We start from the raw sequence: 15,425 nt of genomic DNA on the forward strand, positions 1-15,425 counted from the left end.
CCCACCGGCCGTCGCAACGAAGGAGTGAACAATGGCCATCGCCTCCATCAACCCCAGCACTGGCGAGACGCTCAGGACGTTCGAGCCGCACACCGCGGAGCAGCTCGAAGAGATCCTCGCCGCCGCCGAGTCCGCCTACCGCGGGCTCGCCGACACCACCTTCGAGCAGCGGGCGGAGTGGATGCGCGCCGCGGCCGATCTGCTCGACGCCGAACTCGACGAGGTCGCCGCGCTCGTCACCACCGAGATGGGCAAGACCATCGGCACGGCGAAGTACGAGGTGGCGAAGTCGGCGCGCGGGATGCGCTGGTATGCCGACCACGCGGCCGAGTACCTCGCCGAGGAGCACCCGGTCGCGGCGGGCGATGTCGGGGCGTCCGCGGTCAGCGTGCGGTACCAGCCGATCGGGACCGTGCTCGCCGTGATGCCCTGGAACTATCCGTTCTGGCAGGTGATCCGTTTCGCCGCGCCCGCGCTGATGGCCGGGAACACCGGCATCCTCAAGCACGCGTCCAGCGTTCCGCAGAGCGCCCTGTACCTGGGTTCGCTGTTCGAGCGCGCCGGGTTCCCTGCGGGCGCGTTCCAGACGGTGCTGGTCGAGGGCGGCGCCGTCGCGCCGCTCATCGACGACCGTCGCATCCGCGCGGTGACGCTGACCGGCTCGGTCGGCGCCGGCTCCTCGGTCGCCGAGGCCGCCGGGCGCAACATCAAGAAGTCCGTCCTGGAGCTCGGCGGCACCGATGTGTTCGTCGTCATGCCGTCCGCCGACATCGCCGCCGCCGCGACCGCGGGCGTCAACGCCCGCGTCCAGAACTCGGGGCAGAGCTGCATCGCCGCCAAGCGGTACTACATCCACGATGTGGTGTACGACGCGTTCGAGGAGGCCTTCGTGGCCGGGATGCGGGCGCAGGTCATCGGCGATCCCTTCGACGAGGCGACCTCGTTCGGTCCGCTCGCGACGGAGCAGGTGCGGCGCGACACCCACGAGCTGGTGGAGGACGCCGTGGCGAAGGGCGCGACGCTCCTCGCAGGCGGTGTGCTGCCCGAGGGGCCCGGGTGGTTCTACCCGGCGACCGTGCTCCGCGACGTCACGCCCGAGATGCGGATCTTCCGCGAGGAGTGCTTCGGACCCGTGGCCTGCCTCTACCGGGTGCAGTCGGCCGAGGAGGCGGTGGAGCGCTCCAACGACTCCGACTTCGGGCTGAGCTCGAGCGTGTGGACGCAGGACGACGACGAGGCGGCCTTCTTCCAGGACCGCATCGAGGCCGGGGGCGTCTTCGTGAACGGCTTGACCGCCTCCTTCCCGCAGCTGCCGTTCGGCGGGATCAAGGACTCCGGCTACGGACGCGAGCTGTCGGCGTTCGGCATCCGCGAGTTCACCAACATCAAGACGGTCTGGCGGGCATGACCGCCGGCGCGCCCGTCCGCCCTCCGGCCCGTCGGCTGCGGGTCGCGGACGGGCGCGCCCTCCCCGCGCCGACGTCGCGGCCCACCTCGCATGGCCTGCTTATGACGCTCGCCCACGAGCTCCCGGCGGTCGGCCTCATGCTGGCTGCGTGCGTCACCGGTGGGGGAGCCGCCCTGTTCGGCGGCGCCCTGGCGCTCGCGCTGCTGGCCATGCTCTACGCCCGGTCCGCACGCCGCTCCGCCTTCGCGCGCGAGCACATCGTTGACCTGTGGGCGATGCAGGTGCTGCTGGTGGCCATGGCGTTCGGGGAGGCGGGGGTCGCGTCCGCGTCTCCGGCGGGACACCACCACGGTGCGGCGCTCGCGTCGGGGCCGGTGGCCGTCGCGTTGACCGTCGTGGCGCTCGCGGGCTGGACGCTCGGCCGAGTGCTCCTGGCCCGCCGGGTGCTGCGCGCGCACACCGTGATCTCGGCGACCCTGTGCGGAGGCATGCTCGCGGCGATGGCGCTGCTCCCGTGAGCGCGACGCGCCGACGCGCGGGTATGCGCATTCCGAGGGCGGCTCCCGCACGGTAGGGTGAGCCGTGTGACCGAGGCAGCGAACGATACGGCGCCGCGGCGTCCCGTCACGCTGACCGACGTCGCGCGGCGAGCCGGCGTCTCGCAGCCCACGGCCTCCCGCGTCCTCAACGGCAGCGCTCGCACGGTCGCCGACAGCTATCGCACGCGCGTGCTCGAGGCCGCGCGGGAGCTCGGATACACCCCGAACCTGGCGGCGCAGGCCATCGCCCGCGGCACGTCGCGCACCATCGCCCTCGTCATCAGCGGGATCTCCGACCCGTACTTCTCGGCGATGGCGACCGAGCTGATGAAGCAGGCCGAGAAGTACGGGATGCGCGTCTCCATCGCGGTCACCGAGCGCCGCGTCGACCGCGAGCTGGATCTGGTCCGCGAGCTGCGCGGACAGCAGCCGCAGGCCATCGTGCTCGCCGGAACGGGGTACGTCGACCCGCCCAACGGCGACGAGCTGGTCGCCGAGCTGCGCCGTTTCGAGGAGACCGGCGGCCGGGTGGTGCTCATCAGCCGCACCGACCTGCCCTTCGAGACGGTGACCTTCGACAACCACGAGGGCGCCAGGACGCTGGCCGCCGAGCTCTCCACCCTCGGCTACCGCCGCGCCCTGGTGCTCGGGAGCGGCACGCCGCTGCTGTCCATGCAGCAGCGCGTCGACGGGTTCGTGGAGGGCTTCGCGGGCGAGGCGACGATCGCATACCCGGACTTCTCCTGGGAGGGCGCCCGCGCACACATCCGCTCGCTGCCGGACGAGGAGCTGCGGAGCCTGGAGCTCGTCTTCGCGATCACGGACGACATGGCGCTCGGGGCGATCGCCGGCCTGCGCGACCGCGGCCGCCGGATCCCGGAAGAGGTCGCCGTCGCCGGCTTCGACGACATCACCACGCTGCGGGATGTGGTCCCGGCGCTGACGACGGTGCATGTCCCGCTGGACCAGGTCGCCGAGGAGACGGTCCGTCGCGCGCTCGACGGCGACGCCGGCGGCCGGACGGTGCCCGCGCATCCCGTGATCCGCGCCTCCACGCCGCCGGTGCGCCGGTAGGTTGGGCGTGTGAGCGAGAACCTCCCCACGCTGTCCGACGTCGCCGCGCACGCGGGCGTCTCGCTCGCGACCGCGTCCCGTGCCCTCAACGGCAGTGCGCGGCGGGTCAACCCGGAGCTGCAGGAGCGTGTCGCCGCGTCCGCCCGGGCGCTCGGCTACAGCGCGAACGTCCAGGCTCAGGCCGTCGCCCGCGGCACCAGCAATGTCGTGGCCCTGGTGGTCGGCGACATCGCGGATCCCTACTTCGCCGCCATCGCGTCCGGGGTCATCCGGGTCGCGGACCAGCGCGGGCTCGTCGTCACGATCACCGCGACCGGCCCCTACGCCGGGGAAGCCTCCGTCGAGCGGGAGCGCGCCGCTCTCGCCGCGCTCCGGGGCCAGCGCCCCCGGGCAGTCGTCCTCGCCGGGAGCCGCGTGGACGGGGCGGCGCAGCCCGACGCGGGCAGCACGCGGGTCGCCGTGGTCGGCTCCGGCGCACCGGGGCTGCGAACGATCGCCGTGGACAACCGGGGCGGCGCCGCGGCGCTCGCCGTCGAGCTCCGCCGGGCGGGGTACGAGGACGTCGCTTTGCTGGCCGGCCCGGAGGAACTGGTGACGGTGCGCGACCGGGTGGACGGGTTCCGCTCGGTGATGCCGGACGCCCGCGTGGTGCACGCCGAGTTCTCCCGCGCCGGCGGCCACAGCGCCATGGCCGGGCTGCTTGCCTCCGGGGACCGTCCCGAGTGCGTCTTCGCCGTGAGCGACGTGATGGCGATCGGGGCCATGGCGGCCCTGCGCGAGGCCGGGATCGAGCCGGGGGAGGGCATCGGGGTGGCCGGCTTCGACGACATCCCGCTGGTCGCGGATGTCACGCCGGCCCTCACGTCCGTCGCGCTCCCGCTGGCCGACATGGGCGCCCGCGCGCTGGAGCTCGCCCTTGCGGACGAGCCGCCGGCCGACGACGAGCCGGTCGTCGCCGAGGTGCGCCTCCGCGCCTCGACGCCCCGCCGCTGAGGCGCGCCGCTACAGCTTGACGCCGCCCGAGATCAGGTCGATCTTCCAGTAGCGCTGCAGCGACAAGAAGAGGATCGCCAACGGCACGATCGACACCAGCACGCCCGCGATGACGATCGAGTACTGGGCGGCCTGCCCTCCCGTGATGATCATCAGGCCGTAGAGGCCCAGGGTCAGCGGGTACAGCTGGTCGTTGTTGATCATCACGAACGGCAGCAGGAAGTTGTTCCAGATCCCGATGAACTGGAGCAGGAAGACCGTGACGAGCGCCGGCATCATCAGCCGTGAGCCGACCGACCAGAAGATCCGCCACTCGCTGCCGCCGTCGATGCGCGCGGCCTCCATGATCTCGTCCGGGACCGAGGCCTCGGCGTAGATCTTGCACAGGTAGATCGCGAACGGCGACACCAGCTGCGGCAGGATGACGGACGCGTACGTGTTGGTCATCCCGAACTTCGCCAGCAGCAGGAACTGGGGGATGGCGAGCATGATCTGCGGCAGCAGCACGGCCGCCACGATGGTGCGGAAGATCCACTTCGACCCGGTGAACGTGTACTTGCCGAGGGCGTAGCCCGCGGCGCCCGCGATGACGGTGGACAGCAGGCCGCCGCCGACCGCGTAAATGACCGAGTTGAGCGCCCAGCGGCCGAAGATGCCGTTGTTGTAGGTGAACAGGGCCTGCATGTTGGTCCAGAAGCCGCCCGAGAAGGACGGCACGAACGAGGGCGTGGAGAAGAGCTCGTCGTTCGTCTTGGTGGAGGCGATGAGGATCCACAGCACGGGGAGCACGCAGTAGAGCGCCCCGACGACGAGGATGAGCGTCGGCACGATGTGCAGCCCGCTGCGCGTGCGCAGCGGTGCGCGCGCACCGGAGCGTCCGGTCGTGCCTGCCTGGTCGGGTCGGGTCGCGGTGGCGGTGGTCATCGGGTCTCCCTCCGGGCGAAGCGCCGGCCGATCAGGTTGACGATCACGGTCGCCGCGACGGTCATGACGATGAGGATGAACGACGTCGCCGCCCCCTCGTAGATGCTGTTGTTGACGAAAGCGTCGGTGTAGACCCGCATCAGCGGCACCCAGGTGGACGAGATCGCGTTGGCGAGCGGCTTGAGCGTGGTGGGCTCGTTGAACAGCTGGAGTGCGCCGATCACAGAGAACAGCGCGACCATGGTGATCGCCGGCGTGATCAGCGGGAGCTTGATCCGGAGGGCGATCTGGAGCTCGCTCGCGCCGTCCAGTTCCGCGGCCTCGAACAGCTCGCGCGGGAGGCTGCGGACCGCGGTGTAGAGGATCACCATGTTGAAGCCGACCACTCCCCAGACCGCGACGTTGGCGACGGAGAAGAAGATGCCGGTGCTGCCGAAGTAGTCGATCACCTGCCCGCCGATCGGACTGGTCGCCGGCAGGTACATGAACCCCCACAGCAGCGAGGCGACGACACCTGGGACGGCGTACGGCAGGAAGATGGCGAGCCGGGTGACGCCGACCAGGCGTGCCCGCTTCGCGTCGAGGCAGAGCGCGAACAGGCTCGCCAGCACCACGGTCAGCGGCACGCCGATGACCGCGATGACGAGCATCCGGCCGAGGCTCGCCCAGAACTCCGGGTCGGTGAGGGTGCTGATGTAGTTCGAGAGTCCCGCGAACACCTCCGTCGGGTCGCCGCCGCCGAGCAGGCCGCCGCCGACCTTCAGCTGCAGGAAGCTCAGGATCACGGCGTAGACGCCCGGCGCCACGGTGAAGAGCACCAGCAGGACGACCGCGGGCGTCACGAGGAGGACCGGGAGCAGCGTGCGCCGGCGGCGCGGTCTCCTGGTGGCGGTGGGTGCGATGGCGGCCATGGGCGGCGCTCCTGTTCGCGCGAGGGTGGTCAGGGGAGGGGACGGGCGGGGACGGCCGGGGGGAGCCGTCCCCGCCCTGGCATGATCAGCCGGCGACCTTGAAGCCGATCTTCTTCATGTCGGCGACGGTCTCGTTCTGCATCGTGGTGAGCGCTGCCGAGAGGGACGTCTTGTTCTGCAGCGCTTCCCCGAACGCGTTCGAGTAGGAGTCGAACGTCACGTTGGCGTTCGGGCCCCAGATGTCGAAGGTGCGGACGCCCTTGGCCACGGTCGCCATCAGCGTGTTGTAGTCCGGCTGGTTGGACATGAACGGCGGCGGGGTCTGGAGCTCGGGAGCCGTCTGGTTCGACAGGCTGGCCGGGAAGACCTGCACGTTCTTGATCAGCGACGCGACGCCCTCCTTGGAGGAGTTCATCCACTTCACGAACTTCGCGGCCTCGGCGGGGTGCTTGGAGTTCGCGGTCACCGCCTCGGTCTCACCGCCCCAGATGCCGACCGTGTCGTCGCCTGCGGTCCAGGCGGGCAGCGGAGCGGCCTCCCACTTGCCCGCGGTGTCCTTCGCGATCGAGGGCAGCTGGTTGGGCGCCCACTGCGCGCCGACCCAGCCGACGAGCGTGCCGTTGTTCATGTCGGTGTTCCACTGCGCCGACCAGTTCGGCTCCGGGCTGACGACGCCCTGCGAGACCAGGCCGCCCCAGTAGTCCGCCACCTTCTTGCTTGCGGCGTCGTCGATGGCGACCGTCCACTCGTCGCCGGACGCCTTCCACCAGTCCGCCCCCGCCTGCTGGGCGAGGCCGGCGAACCAGCCCGGGTCGGCGGCCGTGAAGTTGCCGATGTACTTCTTCGGGTCCGCAGCGTGGATCTTCGCCGCGTCGGCGGCGTACTCGTCCCACGTCTTCGGCGGGGTGAGCCCGAGCGAGTCCCAGATGTCCTTGCGGTAGAAGAACACCATCGGGCAGACGTTCTGAGGCACCCCGTAGGTCTTGCCCTCGAACTGCACCTGAGCCAGCGTCGACTTCGAGAAGTCGCCGGAGAGGTCGCCCACGTACTTGTCGATGGGCACGACCACCTTGTTGGCGATCAGCGCGGGCAGCGCCTGGTACTCGACCTCCGTCACGTCGGGGTTGGTGCCCGCCTTGTTGTTAGTGATCAGCTTGTTGTAGAGCGTGTAGCCGGTTCCCGACGGCTTGGTCAGCTTCACCTGGATGTCCGGGTTGGCCTTGTTCCACTCGTCGACGACGGCCTGCATGCCGCCGTCCCAGTTCACGTAGCTCAAGGTCACCTTGCCGCCGGACGCGGAGCTTCCGCTCCCCGTGCTCGAGCAGCCGGTCAGGACCGCGGCGGTGGCGGCGGCGACGCCGATCACGGCGCCGACGGTCCTCAGCGTTGTCTTCCTCACTGTGTGCATCTCCTTTGATGGATCGTGGTGCGGGTGTGTCGGTGCTTCGGGTGTCGGGGTCAGCCCTCGGCCCATGCGGGGTACTGCACCGGAGTGGTCTGGATGCCGATCCACTGCCGGTGGGTGAAGCCGGCGAGCTGTCCCTCGCCGCCGTGGCGGGCATACCCGTCGTTCACGTGCACCTCGTTGCTCTTGACCCGCTCCGCGAAGGCGAGCCCGCGAAGCGGGTCGCCGGTGAAGACGGAGTTCATGAGCGTGCGGTGCCGGTTGACGAGGGCGAGGGCGTCCGCCTCGCTGTCGACCACGGTGATCGGCATCACCGGGCCGAAGATCTCCTCCGTGAAGACCGGCATGTCGGTGGTGACGCCGGTGAGCACGGTGGGCTGGTAGAAGAGGCCGTCATGGGTGCCGCCGACCGCGACGCGCGCGCCGGCGTCCACGGAGGGGCGGACGAGACCGTCTGCGAAGCGCCGCAATTGCGTCTCGCTGACGATGGGGCCGAGGTCGACGTCGTCGCGCAGCGGGTCACCGACGCGGAGTGCCCGCACGCGATCGACGACCGCGTCGGTGAACCGCTCGGCGACGTCGCGGTGGACGATGTGCCGCCCGGCCGTGATGCAGGTCTGACCCTGATACCAGAGGGAGGACCACACGGCGCAGCTGGCGGCCTGGTCGATGTCCGCGTCCTCCAGCACGACGAACGCGTTGTCACCGCCGAGCTCGGTGGCGACCGGCGTGAAGGACCGCGCGGCGAAGTTCGCGATCTGATGGCCCACCTCGAACGAGCCGGTGAAGTGGATGAGGTCGAGGTCCGGGTGCTCGCTGAGCGTACGGCCCGTGGTCGGCCCGTCCCCGGGGACCACCGCGAAGACGCCGGCGGGGACGCCGGCCGCGTGCGCCGCCTCCGCGAGCACCTGGCCCCCGGCGATCGGCGTCAGCTCGGCCGGCTTCAGCACGACGGCGTTCCCGTACGCGAGCCCGGGTGCGAGCGCGCGCATCGCCAGGCTCATCGGGTAGTTCCACGGCACGATCAGACCGATGACGCCGAGCGGAACCGCGCGGGAGAGCGAGAGCTTGCCCGACTTGTAGGGCGGCAGGATGCTGCCCGCGTTCTCGGTGAGCTGGGTGGCGGAGTTCTCCAGCTGGGTGATCGCCTGGCCGAGCTCCTCCTCCGCCTTCTCCAGCGTCCCCCCGGTCTCCCGGATGAGCAGCGTCAGCAGCTCGTCGCGGCGTGCGGCCAGCTCGCCCGCGAACCGGCGGATGATCGCCGACCGCGTGTTCGCATCCACGTCGGCCCAGGCGGGCTGCGCCCGGCGGGCGGCCTCCACCGCGCGGTCGACCTGCGACGACGAAGCGTTGCCGTAGGTCCCGAACGGCACGCCCGAAGCCTTGTCGAGCACCGGGATGCCGTCGCCGGCCTCGGGGTGTTCGAAGCGGCCGTCGATGAAGACCTGGACGTCGTAGTCGCGCAGTTCGCGCATGGTGGGTGCCTCCCGGATGGTGGTGGCCGTGACGGCCGGGGTCAGGGGTTCGGTCACAGTCTCAGGCAACGGCGATCAGAGCTTCCTTCGTGACGGGGTGTTCGGCCGGTTCCCCGGCGACGAAACGTTCGATCTCGTGGCGGGCGCACTCGCCGAGCCGGCGCAGCTCGGTGCCGAGGGCTCCTGCGACGTGCGGGGTGATGATCACGCCGGGCAGCGTCCGGAGCGGGTGGCCGGCGGGCAGGGGCTCGGGATCGGTGACGTCGAGCACCGCCCGGAGCCCGCGGTCGCGCACGGCGGCGGCCAGCGCCTCCTGGTCGACGATCGGCGCCCGGGCAGTGTTGATCAGCGTCGCGCCGTCGGGGAGGAGTGCGAGCTGCGCGGCCCCGACCATCCCGACCGTCTCCGGCAGCAGCGGGGCGTGGATGCTGACGATGCTCGACCCGGCGAAGAGGTCGTCGAGCGGGACGCGGCGCACCGCGTCCAGGATCGGGTCGCCGGGATGGAGGTACGGGTCGTAGAGCAGCACGTCGATGTCGAAGGGCGCGAGCAGCTCGATCACGCGCCGCCCGACACGGGACGCGCCGACGATGCCGACGGTGCGCTGGAAGTTCCCGATCCGGGGGTCGGGGTCCTCCCCGTACAGGCCGGGGTCGGCGGCGTAGCCCCGGATGTAGTCGGGGACGCGCTTGCCGGCGAGCAGGATCATGGCGAGCGTGTACTCGGCGACGGGAAAGGCGTTGGCGCTGGCGGCGCTGGTCACGAGGATGCCGCGGTCCCAGGCGGCGTCGTCGAGGTGGCCTTTGACCGTCCCGGCGGCGTGGACGATGGCGCGCAACCGGGGCATCCGGTCGAGTTCGGCGCGGCCCAGCCGGGGCGCGCCCCATCCCGTGATCAGGATCTCGACCTCGTCCAGGAGCTCGGCCGGCGCGTCGTCGAGGTCGGCGATCGCGAGGTCGGGGTCGAGCCGGGTCACCGCGCGCAGTGCCCGCAGGTCGTCGCCCGAGAACAGCAGCGGCGGCAGGTCGGGCCGCATGGCGAATGCGGCGACGGGCGTGCGCACTGCGGTCATCGTCGACTCCTCGGGTGGGCCGGAGCCCGGTTCGGATAGCGCATTCCCAGAATGCGCATTCCAATAGTTGCGCATGGCGCGCCGATTCGTCAAGCGCGAATCCGCAGACCGTGCTCAGGCGGTCAGCCAGAGCGCCGCGCGACGCAGGATCTCGCGGTGCGTCGGCGACTCGTACGATGCTGCGTCGTGGCCGAGGGCGTCGTAGAACACGCGCGCCGGACCGTACGTGCGTGCCCAGATCAGAGGGTGCTCCGCGCCCTCGTGCTCGTGCGACGCGAGCGGGACGACGTCGGCCGCGACGCGGAGATCGGTGTAGCGCTCGTCGTCGACCTCGAAGTCGTCGAGTCCGGCCACAACGTGGTGTCGCTCCGGATGGACGTGGATGCGCGCGCGGCCATAGTCGGGGTGGAACGTCGCCCCGCGAACCCACACCCCGCCCAGGATGTCCTCCCACTCGGGAACGCCGCGGAGCGAGGTCGAGCTGACATGCGATGCCAGCAGCCGCCCTCCGCGCGCGAGGTACGCCAGCAGCCCGGCCCGGCCGAGCTCTTCCGCCTCCGGGTCCGGCGTGCCCGTGAGCGCCGGGTCGCCGATGTTCAGCACCAGGAGGTCGGGATCGGCGTCGAGCCCTTCGGGGCTGTCGTGCGGATAGGCCAGTGCCGCCATCCGCGCATCCACCGCCTCCGACACCTCGACGTCGAAACCGCTTCCGCGCAGGATGTCGGCGATCCGCCCGGAGGTCTCGGCGAAGGGGTGCCACGGGTCGGCGTAGCGGCCGGCCCCGCTCAGGATCAGTGCTCGCATCGAAAGTCCCTCGATCCTCTCGTCGGGTTGACAGCCCGGTTTCCGCGACTACCGTAACGCGATGGTAAGCGCTTTCTCGCGCGCGTGCCGATCAGTGACGATCGGAAGGGAAATTTCGTGTCCGACACCGCAACCGTCTCCACCCGCCTGAACCCCGACCAGCGGAACGCGTTCATCGCGTCGCTGCTCGGCTGGATGATGGACGCCTTCGACTACTTCATCATCGTGCTCGTCTACGCCGACATCGGCGCGGAGTTCGGGGTCCCGCTCGAGCAGATGGCGTTCCTCACCACCATCACCCTCATCATGCGCCCGGTCGGCGCGTACCTCTTCGGGCTGTGGGCCGACCGGATCGGCCGCCGTGTCCCGCTGATGGTCGACGTCTGCTTCTACTCGATCGTCGGGTTCCTGTGCGCGTTCGCACCCAACTTCACGGTGCTGTTCATCCTCCGTCTGCTCTACGGCATCGGCATGGGCGGCGAGTGGGGGCTCGGGGCGGCGCTGACCATGGAGAAGGTGCCGCGCACCCGGCGCGGCCTGTACTCGGGCATCCTGCAGGCCGGCTACTCGGCGGGCTACCTGCTCGCCGCGCTCGCCTTCCTGCTCGTCCACTCGGTGTTCGGGCTCAACTGGCGGTGGATGTTCGCGCTCAGCATCCTGCCGGCGCTGATCACACTGATCATCCGCAGCCGGGTGAAGGAGTCCGAGGTGTGGGTGAACACGCGCGAGCGGATGCGCAAGGCCGACACCTCCATCCGCAGGGTCTTCTTCGACGGCAGGGTGCTGCGCCGGTTCGTGTACCTGGTGCTGCTGATGGCCGCGTTCAACTGGATGAGCCACGGCACGCAGGACATCTACCCGACGTTCCTGAAGTCCACCGAGAACGGGGGAGCCGGGCTCGACGCCGCGACCGCGGGCTGGATCGCGGTGGTCTACAACATCGGCGCCATCGTCGGCTGCATCGTGCTCGGGTCGCTGTCGGACCGCTGGGGGCGCAAGGCGACGATCATCCTCGGCGCCGCGCTGACGCTGCCGATCATCCCGATCTTCGCGTTCTCGCAGACGGCCGGGCTGCTCTGCCTGGGGTCGGCGCTCATCCAGTTCACGACGCAGGGGGCGTGGGGAGCGATCCCGGCGCACCTCAACGAGATGTCGCCGAACGCCATCCGCGGGTTCTACCCGGGTGTGACCTATCAGCTCGGCAACGTGATCGCGGCGTTCAACCTCCCGATCCAGCAGGCGCTCGCGCCGCAGCTCGGCTATGGCTGGGCGATGGCGTCGACCGTCGGCATCGCCGCCATCGCGGTCATCCTCCTGACGGCGTTCGGCAAGCAGGCGAAGGCGATCGACTTCACTGCGGCGGATGCCGTCACCCCCGCCGCTACTCCCGCTGCTCCCGCCTCCCCCCGCTGACGATTCGTGCCGAATGTGCGGAATGCTCGCCCGATAGCGCACATTTGGCACGAATCAGGCTCGTCGGATGCGAGTCGTTGACGGGAGGCGCGGCGGGCGCTACGGTGGGTAAGCGCTTTCCCGCAACACGAACGAAGGAGTGAACGTGTCGTCGATCGGCATCATCATGAACGGCGTCTCCGGGCGCATGGGGTACCGGCAGCACCTGGTGCGGTCGATCCTCGCGATCCGCGAGCAGGGCGGGGTGCTGCTCTCCGACGGCCGCCGGGTCCAGGTGGAGCCGCTGCTCGTCGGCCGCAACGAGGAGAAGCTGGCCGAGCTCGCCAAGCGCCACGACATCCCGGACTACACGACCGACCTCGATGCCGCCCTCGCCGATGACCACTGGCAGATCTACGCCGACTTCCTCGTCACCAAGGCGCGGTCGGCGGCGATCAAGAAGGCGATCGCCGCGGGCAAGGCGATCTACACCGAGAAGCCGACCGCGGAGAGCTTCGAGGAGGCGCTCGAGCTCGCGCGCCTGGCGAACGACGCGGGCGTCAAGAACGGGGTCGTGCACGACAAGCTCTACCTGCCCGGGATGCGCAAGCTCAAGCGGCTCATCGACTCCGGCTTCTTCGGCCGCATCCTGTCGGTGCGCGGCGAGTTCGGCTACTGGGTGTTCGAGGGCGACTGGCAGGCGGCCCAGCGGCCGAGCTGGAACTATCGCGCGGAGGACGGCGGCGGCATCGTCGTCGACATGTTCCCGCACTGGAGCTACGTGCTGGAGAACCTCTTCGGCCGGGTGGAGACGGTGTACGCGCAGGCGGTCACGGAGATCCCGCAGCGGGTCGACGAGCAGGGCCGCCCCTACGCCGCGACCGCGGACGACGCGGCGTACGCGATCTTCCAGCTGGAGGGCGGCGCGACCGCGCAGCTGAACTCGAGCTGGACGACGCGGGTGAACCGGGACGAGCTGGTCGAGTTCCAGGTCGACGGCACGCTCGGAAGCGCCGTCGTCGGGCTGTTCGGCTGCAAGATCCAGCCGCGCAACGCCACCCCGAAGCCGGTGTGGAACCCGGACCTCGCCGACGAGCACGACTACGCGGGCGACTGGATCGAGTCTCCCGCGAACGAAGTCTTCGAGAACGGCTTCAAGACCCAGTGGGAGGAGTTCCTCCGCCACGTGCTGGAGGACGCGCCCAACCGCTTCGACTTCCTCGCGGGCGCCCGCGGCGTCCAGCTCGCCGAGCTCGGCCTGCGCTCGTCGCGCGAGGGGCGCCGCATCGAGCTGCCCGAGGTATCGCTCGTGTCCGCGACGGAGGAGGGCGACGCGCTCGCGGCCGGCTTGGCGGCCACGCGATGACCGCCGCCACCGCCTCCCGCGTCGCCCTCCTGAACGCGGACGGGAGCACGTCGTCGGCGGTCCTCGGCGAGGCCCCGGTGTTCGGCCGCCCGAGCGGCCCGCTCCGGTCCCGGGTCGCCTACGCGGCCGCCCACGTCATCCCGAAGGCGTGGGGCGAGAACGTGCCGGGCGCGCCCGCCGACATCGACTGGGATGCCACCCTGGCCTTCCGCCGTCACGTCTACTCCTGGGGGCTCGGTGTGGCCGACGCGATGGACACGGCCCAGCGGAACATGGGCCTCGACGCCGCCGCGACGCGCGAGTTGATCGCCCGCAGCGCCGCGGACGCCGCGCTGGCCGGCGGCTCGGTCGTCGCCGGCGTGAACACGGACCACGTCGACGAGCCGGTCATCCCGCTCGCCGCCGTCGCGGACGCCTACAAGCAGCAGCTGCACTTCACCGAGGACGCGGGAGCCGGTGTCGTGCTGATGGCCAGCCGGCACCTGGCGCGCGCCGCCGCGTCGCCCGCCGACTACGAGCGCGTTTACTCGGAGGTGCTGTCCGCCGCCTCCGGCCCGGTGGTGCTGCACTGGCTGGGGCTCGCCTTCGACCCGGCCCTCGCCGGGTACTTCGGGGCGACCGGGTTCGACGGCGCGGCCGAGACCGTGCTCCGGATCATCGAGTCGGCCGGTGACCGCGTCTCCGGCATCAAGATGAGCCTGCTGGATGCGGACGCCGAGCGCTCGCTGCGCGCGCGTCTCCCCGAGGGCGTGCGGATGTTCACCGGGGACGACTTCAACTACGTCGAGCTCATCGAGGACGACGGCGGAGCGCACTCCGACGCCCTCCTCGGCGCCTTCGCCGCGCTGGCGCCCGCCGCCTCCGCCGCGATCCAGGCGCTCGACGCCGGCGACGCCGGGCGCTACCGGGAGATCCTCGCTCCGACGCAGGCGCTCTCGCGCCAGGTGTTCGCGGCGCCGACCTTCTACTACAAGACCGGCGTGGCCTTTCTGTCCTGGCTCAACGGCCACCAGCCGGCGTTCTCCATGGTCGGCGGCCTGCAGTCGGCCCGCAGCCTCCCGCACCTGTCCGAGATCGTGCGCCTGGCCGCCGCGTGCGGCGCCCTCGAGCGGCCCGATCTGGCAGCCGAGCGCTGGTCGACCCTCCTGCGCGTGAACGGGGTGGACGCATGACGAGGCCGCACCCCCGCCTGTCGATCAACCAGGCGACGATCAAGTACGCCTCGCTGGCCGAGGCGCTCGACGTCACCCGGGAGGCCGGAGTCGAAGCCATCGGCCTCTGGCGGGAGCCGGTGGCCGATGTCGGCCTGGACGCGGCTGTCCGTCTGGTCTCCGGCTCCGGTCTGCGCGTCTCCAGCCTGTGCCGCGGCGGGTTCTTCACCGTGCCGGAGGGGCCGGAGCGGCGTGCGGCGCTGGACGACAACCGTCGCGCGATCGACGAGACCGCCGCCCTGGCCGCGGCGGGGGCGCCCGGGTCGGCTGCCGTGCTCGTGCTGGTGGCCGGCGGACTCCCTACCGGCTCGCGGGACCTGGCCGGCGCGCGCGGGCGCGTGGCGGACGCCGTCGCGGAACTGGAGCCCTACGCCCGCGACGCCGGTGTCACCCTCGCGCTCGAGCCGCTGCATCCGATGTATGCGGCCGACCGGGCCGTGATCTCCACCCTGGGCCAGGCGCTGGACCTCGCCGAGCGCTTCCCGGCGGAGTCGGTCGGCGTCGTCGTCGACACCTTCCACCTGTGGTGGGACCCGGAGCTTTTCGCCCAGATCGCCCGCGCGGGCGCGGGCGGCCGGATCGCGAGCTACCAGGTGTGCGACTGGGTCACCCCGCTCCCTGCCGACGTGCTCCTCGCCCGCGGGATGATGGGGGACGGCCACATCGACTTCGCACCCATCGGTGCGGCGGTCGACGCGGCGGGATACTCTGGCGACATCGAGGTGGAGATCTTCAACGAGGCCATCTGGGCGACCGACCCGGTGGCCGTGGTCGAGCGGACGGTGAACGCGTTCGCGGAGACGGTCGGCCTCAGCGCGGCGACGGGCGCGTGACTGCAGGGCGTCCTGGGA

Annotated in this window: 14 protein-coding genes; 8 read left to right on the forward strand and 6 right to left on the reverse strand. The window is 71.0% G+C overall.

All coding sequences use genetic code 11. The features are described 5' to 3' along the window. Nucleotides 1–31 precede the first annotated feature (31 nt). From aldh to P5G59_RS17715, 4 genes are all read left to right on the forward strand, one after another. Nucleotides 32–1,408 (forward strand): aldehyde dehydrogenase AldH, encoded by a 1,377-nt coding sequence (aldh, locus tag P5G59_RS17700; RefSeq protein ID WP_301220334.1) that lies wholly within the window; start codon nt 32–34, stop codon nt 1,406–1,408. Further along, on the forward strand, nt 1,405–1,926 hold the full coding sequence (locus P5G59_RS17705) for a hypothetical protein (RefSeq protein WP_301220335.1): 522 nt from the start codon (nt 1,405–1,407) through the stop codon (nt 1,924–1,926). The genes aldh and P5G59_RS17705 overlap by 4 nt, the downstream gene beginning before the upstream one ends. 66 nt (nt 1,927–1,992) lie before the next feature. Next, nucleotides 1,993–3,021 (forward strand): LacI family DNA-binding transcriptional regulator, encoded by a 1,029-nt coding sequence (locus P5G59_RS17710; protein ID WP_301220336.1) that lies wholly within the window; start codon nt 1,993–1,995, stop codon nt 3,019–3,021. 9 nt (nt 3,022–3,030) lie between these two features. Further along, complete coding sequence (locus tag P5G59_RS17715) at nt 3,031–4,014, forward strand: LacI family DNA-binding transcriptional regulator (RefSeq protein WP_301220337.1); 984 nt, start codon at nt 3,031–3,033, stop codon at nt 4,012–4,014. Nucleotides 4,015–4,023: 9 nt separating this feature from the next. Here P5G59_RS17715 and P5G59_RS17720 read toward each other — a convergent pair whose 3' ends face one another. The 6 genes from P5G59_RS17720 to P5G59_RS17745 all read right to left on the reverse strand — a co-directional run bounded on the left by P5G59_RS17720 (nt 4,024) and on the right by P5G59_RS17745 (nt 10,605). After that, nucleotides 4,024–4,938 (reverse strand): carbohydrate ABC transporter permease, encoded by a 915-nt coding sequence (locus tag P5G59_RS17720; RefSeq protein WP_301220338.1) that lies wholly within the window; start codon nt 4,936–4,938, stop codon nt 4,024–4,026. Then, the gene (locus P5G59_RS17725) at nt 4,935–5,849 is read right to left on the reverse strand and encodes a carbohydrate ABC transporter permease (protein WP_301220339.1); all 915 of its coding nucleotides are present in this window, start codon (nt 5,847–5,849) and stop codon (nt 4,935–4,937) included. The genes P5G59_RS17720 and P5G59_RS17725 overlap by 4 nt, the downstream gene beginning before the upstream one ends. An 85-nt stretch (nt 5,850–5,934) precedes the next feature. Next, nucleotides 5,935–7,248, reverse strand: a complete 1,314-nt coding sequence (locus tag P5G59_RS17730) for an ABC transporter substrate-binding protein (protein ID WP_301220340.1) — start codon at nt 7,246–7,248, stop codon at nt 5,935–5,937. A gap of 59 nt (nt 7,249–7,307) precedes the next feature. Next, a complete protein-coding gene (locus P5G59_RS17735; protein ID WP_301220341.1) occupies nt 7,308–8,786 on the reverse strand; it encodes an aldehyde dehydrogenase family protein in 1,479 nt (492 codons plus the stop codon). A gap of 4 nt (nt 8,787–8,790) precedes the next feature. Further along, on the reverse strand, nt 8,791–9,801 hold the full coding sequence (locus tag P5G59_RS17740) for a hydroxyacid dehydrogenase (protein WP_301220342.1): 1,011 nt from the start codon (nt 9,799–9,801) through the stop codon (nt 8,791–8,793). Between the two features lie 114 nt (nt 9,802–9,915). After that, a complete protein-coding gene (locus P5G59_RS17745; protein ID WP_301220343.1) occupies nt 9,916–10,605 on the reverse strand; it encodes a ThuA domain-containing protein in 690 nt (229 codons plus the stop codon). A 117-nt stretch (nt 10,606–10,722) separates the two neighbouring features. Between P5G59_RS17745 and P5G59_RS17750 the strand changes: the two genes are divergently transcribed. The 4 genes from P5G59_RS17750 (at nt 10,723) to P5G59_RS17765 (ending at nt 15,407) form a co-directional block, all read left to right on the forward strand. After that, complete coding sequence (locus P5G59_RS17750; RefSeq protein WP_301220344.1) at nt 10,723–12,018, forward strand: MFS transporter; 1,296 nt, start codon at nt 10,723–10,725, stop codon at nt 12,016–12,018. A 145-nt stretch (nt 12,019–12,163) separates the two neighbouring features. Continuing rightward, on the forward strand, nt 12,164–13,363 hold the full coding sequence (locus P5G59_RS17755) for a Gfo/Idh/MocA family protein (RefSeq protein ID WP_301220345.1): 1,200 nt from the start codon (nt 12,164–12,166) through the stop codon (nt 13,361–13,363). Beyond that, nucleotides 13,360–14,535, forward strand: coding sequence for a DUF993 family protein (locus P5G59_RS17760; protein ID WP_301220346.1), 1,176 nt, complete (start codon nt 13,360–13,362; stop codon nt 14,533–14,535). Before P5G59_RS17755 ends, P5G59_RS17760 begins: the two co-directional genes overlap by 4 nt. Further along, nucleotides 14,532–15,407 (forward strand): sugar phosphate isomerase/epimerase family protein, encoded by an 876-nt coding sequence (locus P5G59_RS17765; protein WP_301220347.1) that lies wholly within the window; start codon nt 14,532–14,534, stop codon nt 15,405–15,407. The genes P5G59_RS17760 and P5G59_RS17765 overlap by 4 nt, the downstream gene beginning before the upstream one ends. Nucleotides 15,408–15,425: the final 18 nt, after the last annotated feature.

Origin of the sequence: Leifsonia virtsii (genome assembly GCF_030433675.1) — a bacterium.
GTDB lineage: Bacteria > Actinomycetota > Actinomycetes > Actinomycetales > Microbacteriaceae > Leifsonia > Leifsonia virtsii.

Bases quoted from the DNA above. Each gene is read 5' to 3' on its own strand.
- P5G59_RS17745 (WP_301220343.1), bottom strand. From the start codon at position 10,605: ATGCGAGCACTGATCCTGAGCGGGGCCGGCCGCTACGCCGACCCGTGG.
- P5G59_RS17705 (WP_301220335.1), top strand. From the start codon at position 1,405: ATGACCGCCGGCGCGCCCGTCCGCCCTCCGGCCCGTCGGCTGCGGGTC.
- P5G59_RS17760 (WP_301220346.1), top strand. From the start codon at position 13,360: ATGACCGCCGCCACCGCCTCCCGCGTCGCCCTCCTGAACGCGGACGGG.
- aldh (WP_301220334.1), top strand. From the start codon at position 32: ATGGCCATCGCCTCCATCAACCCCAGCACTGGCGAGACGCTCAGGACG.
- P5G59_RS17765 (WP_301220347.1), top strand. From the start codon at position 14,532: ATGACGAGGCCGCACCCCCGCCTGTCGATCAACCAGGCGACGATCAAG.
- P5G59_RS17725 (WP_301220339.1), bottom strand. From the start codon at position 5,849: ATGGCCGCCATCGCACCCACCGCCACCAGGAGACCGCGCCGCCGGCGC.
- P5G59_RS17740 (WP_301220342.1), bottom strand. From the start codon at position 9,801: ATGACCGCAGTGCGCACGCCCGTCGCCGCATTCGCCATGCGGCCCGAC.
- P5G59_RS17720 (WP_301220338.1), bottom strand. From the start codon at position 4,938: ATGACCACCGCCACCGCGACCCGACCCGACCAGGCAGGCACGACCGGA.